Genomic DNA, 15,961 nt, shown 5'->3' with positions numbered 1-15,961 from the left:
CCCGAGGGCCAACCGGTCCGCAGTGGTGACGGACTTACTGCTACTACTACTTCTGAGACACATAATACGGGAGATGCTGCGGAACTGAAGCCCTCAATTTTCTCGGTGCGCATTCTTTTCCCGGTGTTCATCTGAGTCCGTCTGAGCCCGTCGTCGGCCCGCGAGGTCACTCGAGATCGAGGCCGCGATCAAGACGGTCAGGACCGGGCTCTGGGGCGGAACGGCCGCGGAGTCGGTCCAGCTGGCGCCGGTCTCTCTTGGTGGGCCGGCCTGCGCCTCGGTCTCGGCGGGGCACAGCCAGTAGTTCCCGGGGCACGGGCTCGGGGGAGTGATCGAGATAGTGCCTGACTGCCTCGGGAGCGCCGACCCGCTTGGCCACCAGGCCGGTGACCTCGAGGATCCGCTCGCGGCCCGGGAGGCGCAACCGGATGGTGTCGCCCGGCTTGACCGGTTGGGCGGCCTTGGCGGGCTGCCCGTTGAGGCGGACGTGACCGGCCCGGCACGCCGTGGTGGCGGCCGAACGGGTCTTGTACATGCGCACGCCCCAGAGCCAGGCATCCAGGCGGACCGGGCCAGCCGGCGTCGTGCGCGCCCCTGCACCTGAATCTGAACGCCGCGCGGACGGGGTGGCGGAAGGCATGCCGGAAATCCTACCTCCGGACCGGAGGAACGCTCTGAGGAAGGGCGCGAGGCTACTGGTTGCCCTCGGCGGTGCGCAGGTTGCGGAAGGCCGAGCGGTGGAACACGATCGGCTCGTGCTCTGCGGAGTGATCGTGCACGCCGTGCACCTCGAGCAGGACCATGGTGTGGTCACCGGCCGGCAGCTCGGAGTAGACGGTGGTGTCCAGCCACAGGGCGGCGCCGTCCAGGAAGATCGCGCCCTCATCCGTGGACCGGATGTCCAGGCCGGCGAAGCGGTCGCCCTCCTTGGAGGCCAGCTGACGGCAGACACTGGTGTGGTCCTCGCCGAGGATGGAGATCCCGATCCGCTCGGCCTGCTTCAGCCGGGGCCACGTGCGGGAGGTGTTCTGCACGGCGAAGGAGACCAGTGCGGGCTCCAGGGAGACCCCGACGGTGAAGGACGAGGCCACGAGGCCCTCCTTCGCACCGTTGGCGACGCCGGCGAGCGCCGCCACGCCGGAGGGGAAGTGGGAGAAGGCCGAGCGAAGGGTCTGTACGGACAGGTCTCGATCGAGGTCACTGTCGAGGTCGGTCTGCTGCAGGTCGTGGGTAGCCAGGGCGGTCATGGTGGGTCCTCCGTCCGAAGGCGCATCTGCACGGCGGCACGCCACGGGAGGCTCCCGATCGGCACCAGCAGAAACGCGGTACTTGCCCGCCGGGGCATCCGGTAGGCCGAATCCTCACCTGGAGCACCCCACTACTGCGTGAAGAGGGTTGCCGTCCCGCAAGCCAGGGCTGTAACAGCGGGAACTCGTGATTCTGGATCCAGACTAACGACGGACGTCCGGAACGGTCAAAGGGTTTCTCGAACTATGAACCCCCGTGACCAACGCGCCCCCGCCACCGCCGCCTCCCACCCCCGGGGCGCGGCGGTCGCGGAGGAGCAGGCAGCAGGTCAGCGGAAGCGCAGGGAGACGGCCTCGCCATGGGCCGGCAATCCTTCTGCCGTGGACAGTGCGGCGATCTTGGTGTCCAGTTCCTTCAACCCCGTCTCCGTGTAGCGGATGAGCTGCTGCAGGCGCAGGAAGCTCACCGTGTTCAGCCCGGAGGAGTAGCGGGCGGAGCCGCCGGTGGGCAGCACATGGTTGGAGCCGGAGGAGTAGTCGCCCAGCGGAACGGGCGAGTGCGGGCCCACGAACACGGCTCCGGCATTGGTCACCCGGCGGGCGGTCTGCAGGGGGTTCACGGTGTGGACCTCGAGGTGCTCGGCGGCGTAGGCGTCGGCCACGGCCAGCGCCTCGTCCAGGGTCCCCACGAGCAGGATTCCGGACTGCGGGCCGCCCAGGGCCTGGCGGATCTGCTCCTCGTGGAAGCTGCCCGGCACCTGCCTCTCGATCTCGGCCACCACGTCCCGGGCCAGCTCGGGTGAGGTGGTGATGAGCACCGAGCCGGCCATGGGGTCGTGCTCGGCCTGGCTGATGAGGTCGGCGGCGACCCACCGGGCGTCGGCGGTGCCGTCGGCCAGCACGGCGATCTCGGTCGGCCCGGCCTCCGCGTCGATGCCGATGGTGCCGAGCAGGGCGCGCTTGGCGGCGGCCACGAAGATGTTGCCCGGCCCCGTGACCATGTCCACGGGGGCACACACGCGAGTGCCGTCGTCGTCCGCCACCCCGTAGGCGAACATGGCCACCGCCTGGGCGCCGCCCGCGGCGTAGACCTCGTCCACGCCGAGCAGGGCGCAGGCCGCGAGGATGACCGGGTGCGGCAGGCCGCCGAAGTCCTTCTGCGGCGGGGAGGCGACCGCGAGTGAGGCGACGCCGGCGGCCTGGGCCGGGACCACGTTCATCACCACGGAGGAGGGGTAGACGGCACGGCCGCCGGGAACGTAGAGGCCCACCCGGTTCACCGGGACCCAGCGGTTCTCGACGAGGGCCCCCTCTCCGAGGTCCACCTCTGACCCTGCGGGGACCTGGGCGGCGTGCACCTTGCGGGCGCGGTCGATGGACTCCTCGAGGGCGGAGCGGACCTCAGGATCCAGCGACTCGAGCGCTTCGGTGAGCTTCTCGGCCGGCACCGCCAACGACGGCGGCCGGATCCCGTCGAACTGCTCGCCGAGATCCAGCACGGCCCGGGCCCCCTCGGTACGCACCCGGTCCAGGATCGGCATCACCTTCGGCACGGCGGCGGCCACGTCGGTCTCGGCGCGGGGGAGCACCGTGGCGGGATCGTAGGGGCGGCCGCGCAGGTCCGTGGTGGCAAGCATGGGGTGGCTCCTGTGATTCCGAGGGATCGGCTGGTTCCGGTGGTCCAGCGTCCATTCTCCCCCCGTTCAGGAACGACCGAGAACCAGATGACAGACTGGGGCCATGCCGAGTTCGTCCTTCTTCACCGATCTGTTCACTGCTCCGCCCGCCACCGTCCTGACCTCCGGGGCGGGACTGGACTCCGAGTCGACGGCCGATCCGAGCGGATCCCCGGAGAACGTGCAGGACAGCGTCCGCGAGGGGGCCGAAGGGGCCGTCGACTCGCTCGGACCGTTCTGGGGGATGCTCTCCACGGTGGCGATCTCCGTGGCGTTCGCGCTGGCCGTGCTGGTGGTCGCCTGGCTGCTGGTCAACGCCCTGCTGCGCCGCAAGCCACAGCTGCGCAACCAGGTCGCCCGGTGCCGGGTGCCGGTGGCGGTCGCGGCGGTGCTGCTGGCGGTGCGGATCGCCCTCGGGCTGACCGCCTCCACCTATGCCTGGTTCAACGGCGCGAACTTCCTGCTGATGGCCGGCATCATCGGCTCCCTCGCCTGGCTCGCGCTGCGCGTGGTGCGGATCGTCGAGGAGCGGTTGCTCGGCAAGTACGCCTCCGAGGGAGTCGACGACCGCCGGGACCGCAAGATCCGCACCCAGACCGTGTTGCTGCGGCGCGTGATCCAGGCCGCCGTCATCGTCATCGCCGTGTCCATCGTCCTGCTGACCATCCCGCAGGTCCGCGCCGTGGGTGCCGGCCTGCTGGCCTCGGCCGGCGTGATCTCCGTGGTGGCCGGCCTCGCCGTGCAGTCCACCCTGACCAACGTGTTCGCCGGCATCCAGCTGGCGTTCACCGATGCGATCCGCGTGGGAGATGTGGTGATCGCGGACGGGGTCTACGGCACCATCGAGGACATCACCCTGTCCTACGTGGTGGTCAAGATCTGGGACGGCCGCCGGGTGATCTACCCCTCCAGCCACTTCACCACCACGCCGTTCGAGAACTGGACCCGCACCGGGTCTGCCCTGTCCGGGACGGTGGAGATCGACGTGGACTGGAGGGTCCCGGTGGACGCCACCCGCGAACGCCTCAAGGCGCTGCTGGAGTCCACCGAACTCTGGGACGGCAAGGACAGCACCATCCAGGTGAGTGAGGCGCTGGGTGGCACCGTGAAGCTCTGGGTGGCGGTCTCCGCCCGCAACGCCGGCGACCTGTGGGACCTGCGTTGCCTGGTGCGGGAGGACCTCGTCAACTTCCTGCGCAGCGAGCACCCCGAGGCAATCTACGCGCAGCGCTTCGCCGAGATGCCCGTGCAGGCGCCGAGCCTCGCTCCCGTCGGCGCCGAGCCCGGGGCGGTCAAGTCCAGCGCGGGCGAGCCCGGCACGGGGGTGCCGGCGGGACAGGATCACGACGGCGGCGCGTCCGGTGGTGCGTCTGGTGGCGCGGCGGGTGGTGCTGCCGCGCTCCAACCGCGGACCCCCACCAGCCCCCTGCCGCAGGTCAATCCCGGCACGGGTCAGCAGCCGACCACCGGGGCCACCACAGCCGTCACGGGCTCCACGCCCCTGACCCGGTCCAGCGACGACTCCACGGTGTTCACCGGCTCCATCACTGCGGTGGAACGCAACCGCGAGTTCGCCGGCCCGGGCGAGGCGGCCTTCGCCGAACGCAAGGAGAAGGCCGCCGAAGCGGACCGTGCAGAGTCCGAGCCCGGTGACGGCGCCGCGCCGGACAGCGCCGAGGACGGGGAGCCGCAGCGACGTCCCGGTCTTGACGCCACGGGGAATGACCACGGCGACCGCTGACCTCGGCACCCGCATCAGCTAACCCTTGCCAGTCGGGTGTTGGGTGTGGGCTAGCGGCGGGGGCCGGTGTCCGTCCTGGCGGTGTCGGTGCCGTCCGGGGCCTCGGTGATATCCGGGGTCTCCTCAAGGGCCCGCGGCTCAGGGGCGGCAGTGATGTCCTGGGAAGGCGCATCGCGGACCACGCCGGAGGGCTTGGCGGGATTCTCCTTGACGCAGAGCACCGGCTGGTCGAGCTCCTTGAGCAGACCGTCCGAGACGGAGCCCATGACGAAGCGGCCGAAGGTGCCACGGCGCTTGAGGCCGATCACCACGACGGAGGGCTGGACCTCGTCCGCCACGTCCTTGATCTCGTCCACCGTCGAGCGGCCACGGGCGTACTGACGGAACTCGGCGGACAGGCCGGTGGAGTCCAGGAGAGTCTGTAATTCCAGCTGCTGGTCCTCGGTGACCATGGAGTCGTGCTTGTGCTCTCCGCCGGGTCCCGCGTTGACGACGAGCAGACCCTCATGGGTCGACCGGGCGATGCGGATGGCCTCCTCGAGCGCCGCCTTGGATTCCTTGCTGGCCGTGTAGCCGACGAGGATGGTCATGGTCGGTACTCCTCTCGTCGTCAGGGGCTATTTGGCCTTGGGTTCGATCCGGCTGAACCGCTCCACCACGGCATCCGGGCTGAACCGGGCGGCCGTCATGAGGGAACGATACCGGCGGGAGGGGATGCACACACTCCGGCCCTCGGCGGCGGCGGTCAGGCCCTCGCGGACCACGTCCTCGGCATCCATCCACGCCCACCTGGGCTTCTTGGAGGTGTCGATCCCGGCCCGGGTGTGGAACTCGGTCCGCACCGGACCCGGGCACAGGGCCGTGATGGTCACGCCGTCAGGCTTGTACCGGGTGTTGGCCCAGCGGCTGAAGCTGATGGACCAGGCCTTCGCGGCGCCGTAGCTACCCTCGGGGAGGAAGCCGGCCACGGACGACACGTTGATGATCCGGCCGCCGCCGCGGGCCAGGAAGGCCTGGATGGCGGCGTGGGAGAGCAGCATCGGCGCCTCGACGAGCAGCTTGAGCATCGCCAGTTCGTCCTCCGCCTCGCTCTCGTGGAACTCGGTGGCCAGGCCGGAACCGGCATTGTTCACGAGCATGGTGATGGGCTGCTCACGCTGGCGCAACCGAGCAGCCACCACGTCAACGCCTTCCGCGGTGGACAGGTCCGTGGTCAGGGTCTCCACGCTGATTCCGTACTGGGCCTCCAGTCCCTGGGCCTTGGCGACCAGCTGGAGCGGGTTGCGGGACGTGATCACGAGGTGGTGGCCCTGCCCGGCAAGTTGCCGGGCGAACTCCGCCCCCAGCCCGGCGGTGGCGCCGGTGATCAGGATCGTCTGGCCGGTGCCCCGGGACGAGGTCCCGGGCGGGACGAGCTCGTCCTGCTGGAGTGTGCGTTCATCGAGTTGTTCTGCCACGTGGTCCGCCTTGCTTCAGGACTGTCGTCCGACTGCCGAAAAGTACTCGGGAGGTGGGGGGGGGTGGAGGAGGTGAACCCTCCGCGTCCCATGATATTCGCGCGTACACCCGGATTGACGGCAGATCGGCGGCGCGGGAGATCACAGTCTGGACACTCTCGGCAGCGGCCGACATCAGCCCTCGTCAGACTCGTTCTCCAGGAAGGCCAGCTGGGCGGACAGGGACTTGACGGCGGCGGGTCGCACGCGTTCGTCGATGTCCGGGTACACGGTGTGGGAGAGCAGTCGGGCGAGCTCGTCGATCGAGGCGGCGTTCCGCTGCCCCTCCTCCAGACCCGCCAGCGCCTGACGGGCTTGATCCAGGCGCTGCTGGCGGTGGTTGCGGTAGATCGTCCCGACCTGCGCCATGGACGGCAGGACGGGGCCGTGGGCCGGCAGCACCGTGGCGTCCCCGAGGGCGATCAGGGTCTCCAGCGAACGAAGGTAGTCCGCGAGCGTGCCGTCCGGGTGGTCGATCACCGTCGTTCCCCGGCCCAGCACCGTGTCCCCGGTCAGCACCGAGCCGGCCGCGCCGTCGTCGGGCAGGGCGAAGGAGAAGGAATCCGAAGTGTGACCGGGCGTGTGCCAGGCGGTGATCACGACGCCGGCCGCCGGGATCCGCTCGCCCGGCACCAGGGGTGCCGCGCCGCGCGACCAGTCGGGGGAACCGCCGCGCACCGGGGCTCCGGTCCGCGCGGCGAAGAGGTCCACGGCGCCGGTGTGGTCTCCATGGTGATGGGTCACGAGGATCAATTCGACACGGCGGTCTCCGGCAGCTTCGAGCACGGCCTCCAAGTGCTGCTCGGCGCCCTCCGCCGGGCCCGGGTCCACCACCACCACGGTCTCGGCGTCCGGGTCCCCGATCAGATAGGTGTTGGTGCCCTCCAGCGTCATGCCCGAGGGATTGTCCGCCAGCACGGACGTGGTCAGGGTCGAGTCCGCCTGCGGTGAGGGAGAAGACACCGGCGGCTGTTCCGGTTGTGGCTCTGGGGCGGGTGCGGTGGAGGCCATAGGCTCAGTGTATGGACCAGAACGAGAACCGACAGGGCAGTTACGTGATGGCCGGGCAGGAATTCACCCGGGACACCCATTACATCCAGGACCGGATCGTCGCTGACCCGGCCGCCGCGCTGGCTGCGCCGCGGATCGCCGGGGACAAGGTCGGCAGGGCGCGGGGCGGCCTGACCGAAGACGCTGAGGCCTGGCCGGTGGAACCCGGCCGCTACCGCCTGGTGGCTGCCCGAGCCTGTCCCTGGGCCAACCGCACCATCATCGTGCGCCGGCTGCTGGGGCTGGAGGACGTCCTCTCCCTCGGCACCCCGGGCCCCACCCATGATGAGCGGTCCTGGACCTTCGACCTGGATCCCGGCGGCAAGGACCCTGTCCTGGGAACCGAACGCCTCCAGGAGAACTACTTCCAGCGCTTCCCCGGCTACCCGCGTGGCATCACCGTCCCAGCGATCGTGGACATCCCCACCGGTGCGGTGGTGACCAACGACTACCCGCAGATGACCCTCGACTTCTCCACCCAGTGGAAGAAGTACCACCGTGAGGGCGCGCCGGACCTGCTTCCGAAGGAGCAGCTGCCCGAGATGCGGGAGGTGGTCACCCGCATCTTCACCGAGGTCAACAACGGCGTGTACCGCTGCGGCTTCGCCGGCTCCCAGGAGGCCTACGACTCCGCCTATGACCGTCTCTGGACCGCCCTGGACTGGCTTGAGGAGCGCCTGACGGACCGGCGGTACCTCATGGGGGGCACCATCACCGAGGCCGACGTGCGGCTCTTCACCACGCTCGCCCGCTTCGATCCCGTCTACCACGGTCACTTCAAGTGCAACCGCAACAAGCTGGATGAGATGCCCGCGCTGTGGGGATATGCCCGGGACCTGTTCCAGACGCCCGGCTTCGGGGACACGATCGACTTCACTCAGATCAAGAGCCACTACTACGAGGTGCACCGGGACATCAACCCGACCGGGATCGTGCCGCAGGGCCCGGACCTGAGCGGCTGGCTCACCGAGCACGGGCGCGAGGAGCTCGGCGGCTCGCCGTTCGGAGCGGGGACCGCGCCGGGCCCGGTGCGCGAGTCCGAACGCGTGGATGCCGGCCACAATCCCCTCTACCCGGCCTGAGTACCCGGCCTGAGCGAAAGGACCCGATGAAACGGCAGTTCCCCCGGATCTCCGAGTTGCGCCCCTTGATGCAGTTCGGCCGCCCCGGCCTGGACCGGCGGGCCGCCCGTCTGGGCCGCGCCGCGGACATCGACGATCTGCGGACCATCGCGCAGCGGCGGACCCCGCGCCCCGCCTTCGACTATGTGGACGGCGCTGCCGGCCAGGAGCTGACGGCCCGGCGCACGCGGGAGGCCTTCGCCTCCACGGAGATGCTGCCACGGATCCTGCACGGCACCGCCGCGGCGGACCTGAGTACGCCGATCGCCGGAGGCACCTCGGCGCTGCCTTTCGGCATCGCTCCGACGGGCTTCACCCGGTTCATGCACGCTGAGGGCGAGGACGGGGGAGCGGCCGCCGCGGCTGCCGCGGGGATCCCCTTCACCCTCTCCACCATGGGCACCCGTTCACTGGAGCAGGTCGCGGAGGTGAGCGACGCCGTCGGGATGGAGCGGTATGGGTCCCCGGGCACCCGGTGGTTCCAGCTGTACCTCTGGAAGGATCGGCAACGTTCGCTGGACCTGATCGAACGCGCCGCAGCGGCCGGCTTCGGCACGCTGCTGGTCACGGTGGACACCCCGGTGGCGGGGAACCGCCTGCGGGACGTGCGCAACGGCATGACCATCCCGCCCCGGCTGAGCCTCAGGACCGTGCTGGATGCCAGCCACCGCCCCGAATGGTGGTTCAACTTCCTGACCACCGACCCGCTGACCTTCGCCTCGCTCAGTACCTCGGCACAGGACCTGCAGACCATCATCGGCAGCATGTTCGACCCCACCCTGTCCATCCAGGACTTGGAGTGGATCCGCAGCGTGTGGCCCGGCCGGCTGTTCGTCAAGGGCGTGCTGACCGCTGAGGACACCCGGCGCTCGCTGGATGCCGGAGCCGATGGGCTCGTGGTCTCCAACCACGGCGGTCGCCAGCTGGACCGGGCCCCCGTGTCCCTCAAGGCCCTGGCTGAGGTGCGCGCCGAGGCCGGCCCGGACGTGGAGATCATCCTGGACTCCGGCATCCTCACCGGATCGGACATCGTGGCGGCGCTGGCGCTGGGGGCGGACTTCACCCTCATCGGCCGGGCCTATCTGTACGGTCTCATGGCCGGCGGGCGGCAGGGCGTGGAACGGGCCATCGAGCTGCTCGCAGAGGAGACACGGGTGGCGATGATGCTCATGGGGGCGGCCACGGTGGCGGAGCTCCGGCGCGAGGGCCGCGTCCGCGCCCCCTGGCTCTGACGGGCACGGCCTCCACGGCTGGTATCGCGGGGTGAGAAGAACTCTTGCGCCGTGCTGCCGGCGGCGTGTAGGACTCGTCAGAGTGGTCACAGACCATGCCCAACCCGCTTTTCAGGAGGACCCGTGCGTGCCGTCGTGTTTGAGAACTACCAGACCTTCCCCGAGCTCAAGGACGTCGAGAAGCCCGTTCCCGGTCCCGGCGAGGTCCTGCTCAAGGTGGCCGGAGCGGGAGCCTGTCACTCCGACGTTGCGATCTTCCAGGACTTCACGGAGGGAGCCCCGGGCGCCCAGAGGCCGGAGTTCACCTTGGGCCATGAGAACTCCGGCTGGATCGAGGAACTCGGCCCTGGCGTGGAAGGCCTGAACAAGGGGGACGCCTACCTCGTCTACGGGCCCATCGGGTGCCAACACTGCCGAGCTTGCTCGCGCGGCCAGGACACCTACTGTGAGAACGCGGCCACGATGCCGTACATGGGGGTGGGGCTCGGGCGCGACGGCGGCATGGCCGAGTATGTGCGCGTGCCGGCCCGCAACCTGGTCCCCCTGGGAGACGCCGACCCGGTGGCCGCGGCATCCCTCTCCGACGCCGGGCTCACCCCGTACCACGCCATCAAGTTGGCCCTGCCGCACCTCAACGGTGGCGGCAAGTACGCCCTGGTCATCGGCCTGGGCGGGCTGGGCCTGCTCGGCGTGCAGATCCTCAAGGCCCTCACCGGGGCCACCGTGATCGCCACGGACATGAAGCCTGAGGCGATGGCCGAGGCCGAGAGGCTCGGCGCCGTCACGGTGCCCGGCGGTGAAGGCCAGATCGACCGGATCCGCGAGATCACTGGCGGCCGGGGCGTGGACGCGGCCTTCGACTTCGTGGGCGTGGCTCCGACCGTGAAGACGGCCATGGAGTCCACGGCCCGCCAGGGCCGCTGCACCATCGTGGGGATCGCGGGCGGGTCCTATGACTGGTCCTTCTTCACTGCCCCCTATGAGGTGGAGTTGACGAGCACCTACTGGGGCACCATCGAGGAGCTCTACGAGGTGGTCGACCTGTTCAATGCCGGCCAACTGGAGCCGATGTACACCACCTACCCCATGGACCGCGCCCTCGAGGCCTACCAGGCCCTGGTGGACGGGAAGATCTCCGGCCGCGCCGTCGTCGTGCCACATTCCTGAGGCCCCTAGTGATCAGTTGCGGGATTCCGACCCGGTCCGGGCTCGGGCCACTGGGGTGGAACCCCGCAACTGATCGCTCGACCCGGACGGCTTCGCACCTCCTACGGAAGATTGTTGAACAATCGCTGACTGTGGGGCATGCTGGGGTGACCATGAAGAGAGACGGAGGTCACCACCGTGAACGCACAGGGCAGCACCGCACAGATTGACCTGAACAGTGACGTCGGCGAGTCTTTCGGCTCGTACACCCTGGGCGACGACGCCGCGATCTTCCGCTCGGTGTCCTCCGCGAATGTCGCCTGCGGTTTCCATGGCGGCGACCCGTCAGTGATCGCGCAGACCTGCCGGGATGCCGCGGCGGCGGGGATCACGGTCGGGGCGCACGTGGCCTACCGGGATCTGGCCGGCTTCGGCCGCCGGTTCCTGGACTGCTCGCCCACTGAACTGGCCGACGACGTCCTGTACCAGATCGGCGCCCTGGAGGCGATGGCCCATGCGGCCGGGACCGCCGTCCGGTACGTCAAACCACACGGCGCCCTGTACAACACGATCGTCCACCACACCGTGCATGCCCGTGCCGTGGTGGACGCCGTCAAGGCCTACGATCCCGAGCTGCCGCTCCTGCTGCTGCCTGGCGCCGTGGCCGCCGAGATCGCCACGGCCGAAGGGATGCGGGTGGTGACGGAGGCCTTCGCCGACCGCGCCTACACCCCCGAGGGCACCCTGGTCTCCCGCCGTGAGCCCGGTGCCGTCCTCCTCGACGAGGCCCTGGTCGCCGAGCGCATGGTCCGTCTCGCCACCGAGAACACCCTGACCGCGGTGGACGGCACCGAGATCCGCGTGGAGGCGGCCAGTATCTGCGTCCACAGTGACACCCCCGGGGCGGTGGCGATGGCAGCCGCCGTCCGGGCCGGCCTCGAGGAGGCCGGAGTGCGGATCGGTTCCTTCGCGTGAGCGGAGCCATTCCAGGCACCCACCGCCCCGGGCCGGGAACCAGCTCGCGCGGTATCCGCTGGGCCGGCACTCGGGCCTTCCTCGTCGAGTGCGGGTCCCTGTCCGACGTCGTGGCGTTGCACGCCCGTCTCTCCTCCGAGCCGTTGCCAGGGCAGGTACAGGCCCTGGCCGCCGCTGAGACCCTGGCGCTGTCCTTCACCCATCGCGAGGCGGCCCTGTCCGCCGCGGAGGTCCTGCGCGGGTGGGGGCCGGTGGAGGGCGACCTGCAGGCGGGCGGACTGGTGGAGATCGAGGTCGTCTACGACGGCGAGGACCTGGAGGAGGTCGGTGAACTGACCGGTCTGGGCCGGGAGGGGCTCATCCGCTGGCACACCGGGACCGAATGGATCGGGGCCTTCGGCGGCTTCGCCCCCGGCTTCACCTACCTGGTGCCGGCGGACCACCCGACGGTCGGCCCAGTGGCCGGATCGGCGGATGGTCGGCCCGAGGATCGGGTACCGGATGGCCGGGCCTTGGACATCCCCCGCCGCGCCAGCCCCCGCACCACGGTCCCGGCCGGATCGGTCGCCCTGGCCGGACGCTTCTCCGCCGTCTACCCCCGGCCCTCCCCGGGCGGCTGGCAGCTGATCGGGCGCACCACCGCGGCCCTGTGGGACCTGGACCGTTCCGAGCCCGCGTTGGTGGCCCCGGGGGACCGTGTCCGCTACCGTGCCGTCCGCGAGCAGGCGCGCCTCGGCGCGGGAGGAGGCACTGGCCTCGGCACCGCTGCACCCGGCCCCGGCACGACGCCGGCCGGCACCACGGTACCCGCCACCGGTCCCGCGGTGGTCGTCGAGCACCCCGGACTGCAGTCGCTCCTCCAGGACCTGGGCCGGCCGGGCCAGGGCGATCTCGGCGTCTCCGCCGCTGGTGCCGCGGACGTGGACTCGGCCCGGCAGGCCAACCGGATCGTGGGCAACGCCCCGGGGGTGGCCGTGATCGAGACGCTGCTCGGCGGACTGCGGCTGCGCGCACGCGGACACCAGGTCCTGGCGTTGGCCGGTGCCGAGGCCCCAGTGATCATCACGGCCGTCGCCGGAGGACTGCCTGCCGACCGGATCGTGGTCCGTCGGACACCCTTCGCCCTCTACGACGGGGAGACCCTCGAGATCGGCGAGCCCACGGCCGGGCTGCGCACCTACGTGGCCGTGCGCGGAGGCCTGGAGGCCGACGTCGTGCTCGGCAGCCGATCGACGGACACCATGTCCGGGCTCGGGCCCGCACCACTGGTCGCCGGCACCGAGGTTCCGGTGGGCGCGGGCCCGCGCTACGCCGCCGTCGGGAGCGATGAACGGCCGTTGCGGCCGATGCCGCGGGCCGGGGCGACGACGGAGCTGCGCGTGGTTCCCGGACCCCGCGATGACTGGTTCGGGGCGGCCGGGCTGGACCGGCTGACCGGCCAGGACTGGCTCGTGACCGACCAGTCCAACCGCATCGGCGTGCGGCTCGCAGTGTCCCAGGGCGAGACGCCGCAGGACGGCATGCCCCTGGAGCGGATCAGGGACGGTGAATTGGCCAGCGAAGGCGCCGTGGCCGGTGCGCTGCAGGTGCCGCCGTCCGGGCTGCCCGTGCTGTTCCTGGCGGATCATCCCGTCACCGGCGGCTACCCCGTGATCGGGGTCGTGGCCCCGGAGGACCTGACCCTGGCCGCCCAGCTGCCCCCCCGGGCGCGCGTCCGATTCGTGCTGACCACCCCGCCCGAGACCACCCCGCCCGCGACCGTCCCCGAGAGGACTGACCCATGAGACCGCACCGAACCCTGACCAAGGTCCTGATCGCCAACCGCGGCGAGATCGCCGTGCGCGTGGCCCGCGCCTGCGCGGATGCCCAGCTCACGTCCGTGGCCGTGTACTCGGATCCGGATGCGGACGCGATGCACGTGCACCTCGCCGACGAGGCCTTCGCGCTGGACGGCACCTCCGCCGCAGAGACCTACCTGGACATCGGTGGGCTGCTGGAGATCGCCCGGCGCTCCGGGGCCGATGCCGTGCACCCGGGCTACGGCTTCCTGTCCGAGAACGCGGACTTCGCCGAGGCCGTGATCGAAGCCGGGCTGACCTGGATCGGTCCGTCCCCGGCGGCGATCCGTGCCCTCGGGGACAAGGTCTCGGCCCGGAGGATCGCGGTCAACGCCGGGGCGCCGCTGGTCCCGGGAACCGATGGGCCGGCGGAGGATGCCGCCCAGGTGCGGGCCTTCGCCGAGGAGCACGGCCTGCCCGTGGCCATCAAGGCAGCCTTCGGCGGGGGCGGCCGCGGCATGAAGATCGTGCGCCGGATGGAGGAGGTGGAGTCTGCCTTCGACTCCGCCGTGCGGGAGGCCGTGGCGGCCTTCGGCCGGGGGGAGTGCTTCGTGGAACGGTTCCTGGAGAAGCCGCGGCACGTGGAGGCGCAGGTGCTGGCGGACACCCACGGCACCGTGGTGGTGGTCGGCACCCGGGACTGCTCCCTGCAACGCCGGAACCAGAAGCTCGTGGAGGAGGCCCCCGCCCCGTTCCTGACGCAGGAGCAGCTTGACCGCATCCATGCCTCCGCGAAGGCGATCTGCCGCGAGGCCGGGTACACCGGCGCCGGAACGGTCGAGTACCTGGTGGCCCCGGACGGGCTGATCTCCTTCCTCGAGGTCAACACGCGTCTCCAGGTCGAGCACCCCGTCACCGAGGAGACCACCGGGGTGGACCTGGTCCGTGAGCAGTTCCGGATTGCCGCGGGGGAGCGGCTGTCCCTGAGCGAGGACCCGGCCCCGCGCGGCCATGCCCTCGAGTTCCGGCTCAACGCCGAGGATCCGGCCCTGGGCTTCCTGCCCACCCCGGGGACGGTCGAGGCCTTCGAGGCGCCCACCGGCGCAGGGATCCGCGTGGACACGGGCGTGCGCTCGGGATCCACCGTTCCGGCCGAGTACGACTCGCTGCTCGCCAAGCTCATCGTCTGGGGGGAGGACCGTCAGCAGGCGATCCGGCGGGCTCGGACGGCCCTGGACGAACTGGTCATCCGCGGCCTGCCGACGGTGGTCCCGTTCCACCAGGCCGTCCTGGACCACCCGGATTTCACCTCGCAGGACGAGCTTGGTGTCCACACGACCTGGATTGAGTCGGCCTTCGCCGCGGACCTGGAAGCCTCGCCCTACCTGGCCGCCGCCGCGACCGGGGCCGAACGCACCGAGATGACCGTGACCGTGGACGGCAGGGCCGTCAGCCTCGGTCTGCCCGCCGCACTGGTTCGTGCGCTGCGCCGCGGCGGCAGCGGTGGCGACGCTGTCGGCGGTGACAGCCATGGTGCGCCCGGGACCGACGGTGGACCTGGCCTCGCCCCGGAAGGGGAGCGGGCCGGCGTCGTGCCCGCCCCGATGAACGGCACCGTGGTGACGTGGCTCGTGGAGGACGGCGCCGAGGTGGCCGCCGGGGAGGACCTCGTGGTGCTGGAGGCGATGAAGATGGAGACCGCCGTGCCCGCGCCGGCGGCCGGTGTCTTCTCCCGCGCCGGGCTCACACCGGGTGATCCAGTGGAACGCGGGCAGGAGTTGGGCCGCCTTGACTGAGCCCTCAGCACCAGCACCAGCACTCGCAGCACGTGCCGCGCACGCGCACACGGGGGCGTGGGCGGCGCACGTCCTGCGAGCCAGGATCTCCCGCGGTGAGTTGTTGCCCGGGGCCAAGCTGGCGGAGCAGGCCCTCGCCGCGGAGCTGGCCGTCTCCCGGAACACCCTGCGCGAGGCCTTCGGCACGCTGGCCGATGAGCTGATCGTCGAACGGGTGCCCAACCGGGGCGTCTTCGTCGCCAAGCCGGACGCGGAGGACATCCGGGAGATCTATCGGATCCGCCGCATGATCGAGCCGGCCGCCCTGCTCTGGGGGGAGCTGACCGCTCCGGCGCTGTCCGAGCTGGACGAGATCGTCGGGCGCGCGCTCGTCGCCCTCGCGGCCGGTGACGTCCCCGGCATGGCGGACGCGAACCAGCAACTGCACGGGGTGATCGTGGCGATGGCCGGATCGCCGACCCTGTCCACGGTCATGGACCGGACGCTGGCCCGGATGCGGCTGGTGTTCTACCGGATGTCCGATGCCCCCGATTTCCATTCGGGGTACGCCGAGCACAACCGTGACCTGGTCCGGATGCTGCGGGAAGGCCGCCGTGAGGAGGCCGCCGCCGCCCTGCGGGCGTACCTGGACACCGCCGAGGCGGAACTGCTGGGCCACTTGGACCGCTGGGGACTCTGACCCGGCGGACAGACCCGGCCCGGC

14 protein-coding genes and 1 riboswitch are annotated in these 15,961 nt (G+C 70.9%); of the genes, 8 read left to right on the top strand and 6 right to left on the bottom strand.

Annotated elements, in window-relative coordinates; genetic code table 11:
* Window positions 1-166 precede the first annotated feature (166 nt).
* From C8E99_RS09730 to hisD, 3 genes are all read right to left on the bottom strand, one after another.
* Complete coding sequence (locus C8E99_RS09730) at window positions 167-640, bottom strand: RNA-binding S4 domain-containing protein (RefSeq protein ID WP_115932122.1); 474 nt, start codon at window positions 638-640, stop codon at window positions 167-169.
* A 52-nt stretch (window positions 641-692) separates the two neighbouring features.
* Window positions 693-1,247 carry a flavin reductase family protein gene (locus C8E99_RS09725; protein ID WP_115932121.1) on the bottom strand — a complete coding sequence of 185 codons (555 nt, stop codon included), beginning with the start codon at window positions 1,245-1,247 and terminating at the stop codon, window positions 693-695.
* 73 nt (window positions 1,248-1,320) lie between these two features.
* Window positions 1,321-1,440, bottom strand: a riboswitch (SAM riboswitch).
* A 136-nt stretch (window positions 1,441-1,576) separates the two neighbouring features.
* The gene (gene hisD, locus C8E99_RS09720) at window positions 1,577-2,884 is read right to left on the bottom strand and encodes a histidinol dehydrogenase (RefSeq protein ID WP_115932120.1); all 1,308 of its coding nucleotides are present in this window, start codon (window positions 2,882-2,884) and stop codon (window positions 1,577-1,579) included.
* A 103-nt stretch (window positions 2,885-2,987) separates the two neighbouring features.
* Here hisD and C8E99_RS09715 point away from each other — a divergent pair, with 103 nt between their 5' ends.
* Complete coding sequence (locus tag C8E99_RS09715) at window positions 2,988-4,664, top strand: mechanosensitive ion channel family protein (protein ID WP_115932119.1); 1,677 nt, start codon at window positions 2,988-2,990, stop codon at window positions 4,662-4,664.
* Window positions 4,665-4,714: 50 nt separating this feature from the next.
* Here C8E99_RS09715 and C8E99_RS09710 read toward each other — a convergent pair whose 3' ends face one another.
* The 3 genes from C8E99_RS09710 to C8E99_RS09700 form a co-directional block, all read right to left on the bottom strand.
* Window positions 4,715-5,254 (bottom strand): universal stress protein, encoded by a 540-nt coding sequence (locus C8E99_RS09710; protein ID WP_115932118.1) that lies wholly within the window; start codon window positions 5,252-5,254, stop codon window positions 4,715-4,717.
* Window positions 5,255-5,281: 27 nt separating this feature from the next.
* Complete coding sequence (locus C8E99_RS09705; protein WP_115932117.1) at window positions 5,282-6,121, bottom strand: SDR family NAD(P)-dependent oxidoreductase; 840 nt, start codon at window positions 6,119-6,121, stop codon at window positions 5,282-5,284.
* Between the two features lie 174 nt (window positions 6,122-6,295).
* A complete protein-coding gene (locus tag C8E99_RS09700) occupies window positions 6,296-7,171 on the bottom strand; it encodes an MBL fold metallo-hydrolase (protein ID WP_115932116.1) in 876 nt (291 codons plus the stop codon).
* Between the two features lie 11 nt (window positions 7,172-7,182).
* Between C8E99_RS09700 and C8E99_RS09695 the strand changes: the two genes are divergently transcribed.
* The 7 genes from C8E99_RS09695 to C8E99_RS09665 all read left to right on the top strand — a co-directional run bounded on the left by C8E99_RS09695 (window position 7,183) and on the right by C8E99_RS09665 (window position 15,937).
* Window positions 7,183-8,292: a glutathione S-transferase C-terminal domain-containing protein gene (locus C8E99_RS09695; RefSeq protein ID WP_115932115.1), complete on the top strand. Its 1,110-nt coding sequence runs from the start codon at window positions 7,183-7,185 to the stop codon at window positions 8,290-8,292.
* 26 nt (window positions 8,293-8,318) lie between these two features.
* Window positions 8,319-9,563 (top strand): alpha-hydroxy acid oxidase, encoded by a 1,245-nt coding sequence (locus C8E99_RS09690; RefSeq protein ID WP_115932114.1) that lies wholly within the window; start codon window positions 8,319-8,321, stop codon window positions 9,561-9,563.
* A 123-nt stretch (window positions 9,564-9,686) separates the two neighbouring features.
* Window positions 9,687-10,730 (top strand): NAD(P)-dependent alcohol dehydrogenase, encoded by a 1,044-nt coding sequence (locus C8E99_RS09685; protein WP_115932113.1) that lies wholly within the window; start codon window positions 9,687-9,689, stop codon window positions 10,728-10,730.
* Window positions 10,731-10,907: 177 nt separating this feature from the next.
* The gene (locus C8E99_RS09680; RefSeq protein ID WP_115932112.1) at window positions 10,908-11,684 is read left to right on the top strand and encodes a LamB/YcsF family protein; all 777 of its coding nucleotides are present in this window, start codon (window positions 10,908-10,910) and stop codon (window positions 11,682-11,684) included.
* Window positions 11,681-13,468 carry a 5-oxoprolinase subunit B/C family protein gene (locus C8E99_RS09675; RefSeq protein WP_245952235.1) on the top strand — a complete coding sequence of 596 codons (1,788 nt, stop codon included), beginning with the start codon at window positions 11,681-11,683 and terminating at the stop codon, window positions 13,466-13,468. Before C8E99_RS09680 ends, C8E99_RS09675 begins: the two co-directional genes overlap by 4 nt.
* Window positions 13,465-15,258, top strand: a complete 1,794-nt coding sequence (locus C8E99_RS09670) for an acetyl/propionyl/methylcrotonyl-CoA carboxylase subunit alpha (protein ID WP_115932111.1) — start codon at window positions 13,465-13,467, stop codon at window positions 15,256-15,258. Before C8E99_RS09675 ends, C8E99_RS09670 begins: the two co-directional genes overlap by 4 nt.
* A complete protein-coding gene (locus C8E99_RS09665; protein ID WP_115932110.1) occupies window positions 15,251-15,937 on the top strand; it encodes a GntR family transcriptional regulator in 687 nt (228 codons plus the stop codon). Before C8E99_RS09670 ends, C8E99_RS09665 begins: the two co-directional genes overlap by 8 nt.
* Window positions 15,938-15,961 lie beyond the last annotated feature (24 nt).

Origin of the sequence: Citricoccus muralis, assembly GCF_003386075.1 — a bacterium.
Taxonomy (GTDB): Bacteria; Actinomycetota; Actinomycetes; order Actinomycetales; family Micrococcaceae; genus Citricoccus; species Citricoccus muralis.
The sequence above is the reverse complement of the archived record's forward strand: the minus strand, read 5'-3'. Positions and strand labels throughout refer to the sequence as shown.

Excerpts from the sequence above, each read along its gene's own strand:
- C8E99_RS09730 (WP_115932122.1), bottom strand. The coding sequence starts at position 640 with ATGCCTTCCGCCACCCCGTCCGCGCGGCGTTCAGATTCAGGTGCAGGG.
- C8E99_RS09725 (WP_115932121.1), bottom strand. The coding sequence starts at position 1,247 with ATGACCGCCCTGGCTACCCACGACCTGCAGCAGACCGACCTCGACAGT.
- hisD (WP_115932120.1), bottom strand. The coding sequence starts at position 2,884 with ATGCTTGCCACCACGGACCTGCGCGGCCGCCCCTACGATCCCGCCACG.
- C8E99_RS09715 (WP_115932119.1), top strand. The coding sequence starts at position 2,988 with ATGCCGAGTTCGTCCTTCTTCACCGATCTGTTCACTGCTCCGCCCGCC.
- C8E99_RS09710 (WP_115932118.1), bottom strand. The coding sequence starts at position 5,254 with ATGACCATCCTCGTCGGCTACACGGCCAGCAAGGAATCCAAGGCGGCG.
- C8E99_RS09700 (WP_115932116.1), bottom strand. The coding sequence starts at position 7,171 with ATGGCCTCCACCGCACCCGCCCCAGAGCCACAACCGGAACAGCCGCCG.
- C8E99_RS09695 (WP_115932115.1), top strand. The coding sequence starts at position 7,183 with ATGGACCAGAACGAGAACCGACAGGGCAGTTACGTGATGGCCGGGCAG.
- C8E99_RS09690 (WP_115932114.1), top strand. The coding sequence starts at position 8,319 with ATGAAACGGCAGTTCCCCCGGATCTCCGAGTTGCGCCCCTTGATGCAG.
- C8E99_RS09670 (WP_115932111.1), top strand. The coding sequence starts at position 13,465 with ATGAGACCGCACCGAACCCTGACCAAGGTCCTGATCGCCAACCGCGGC.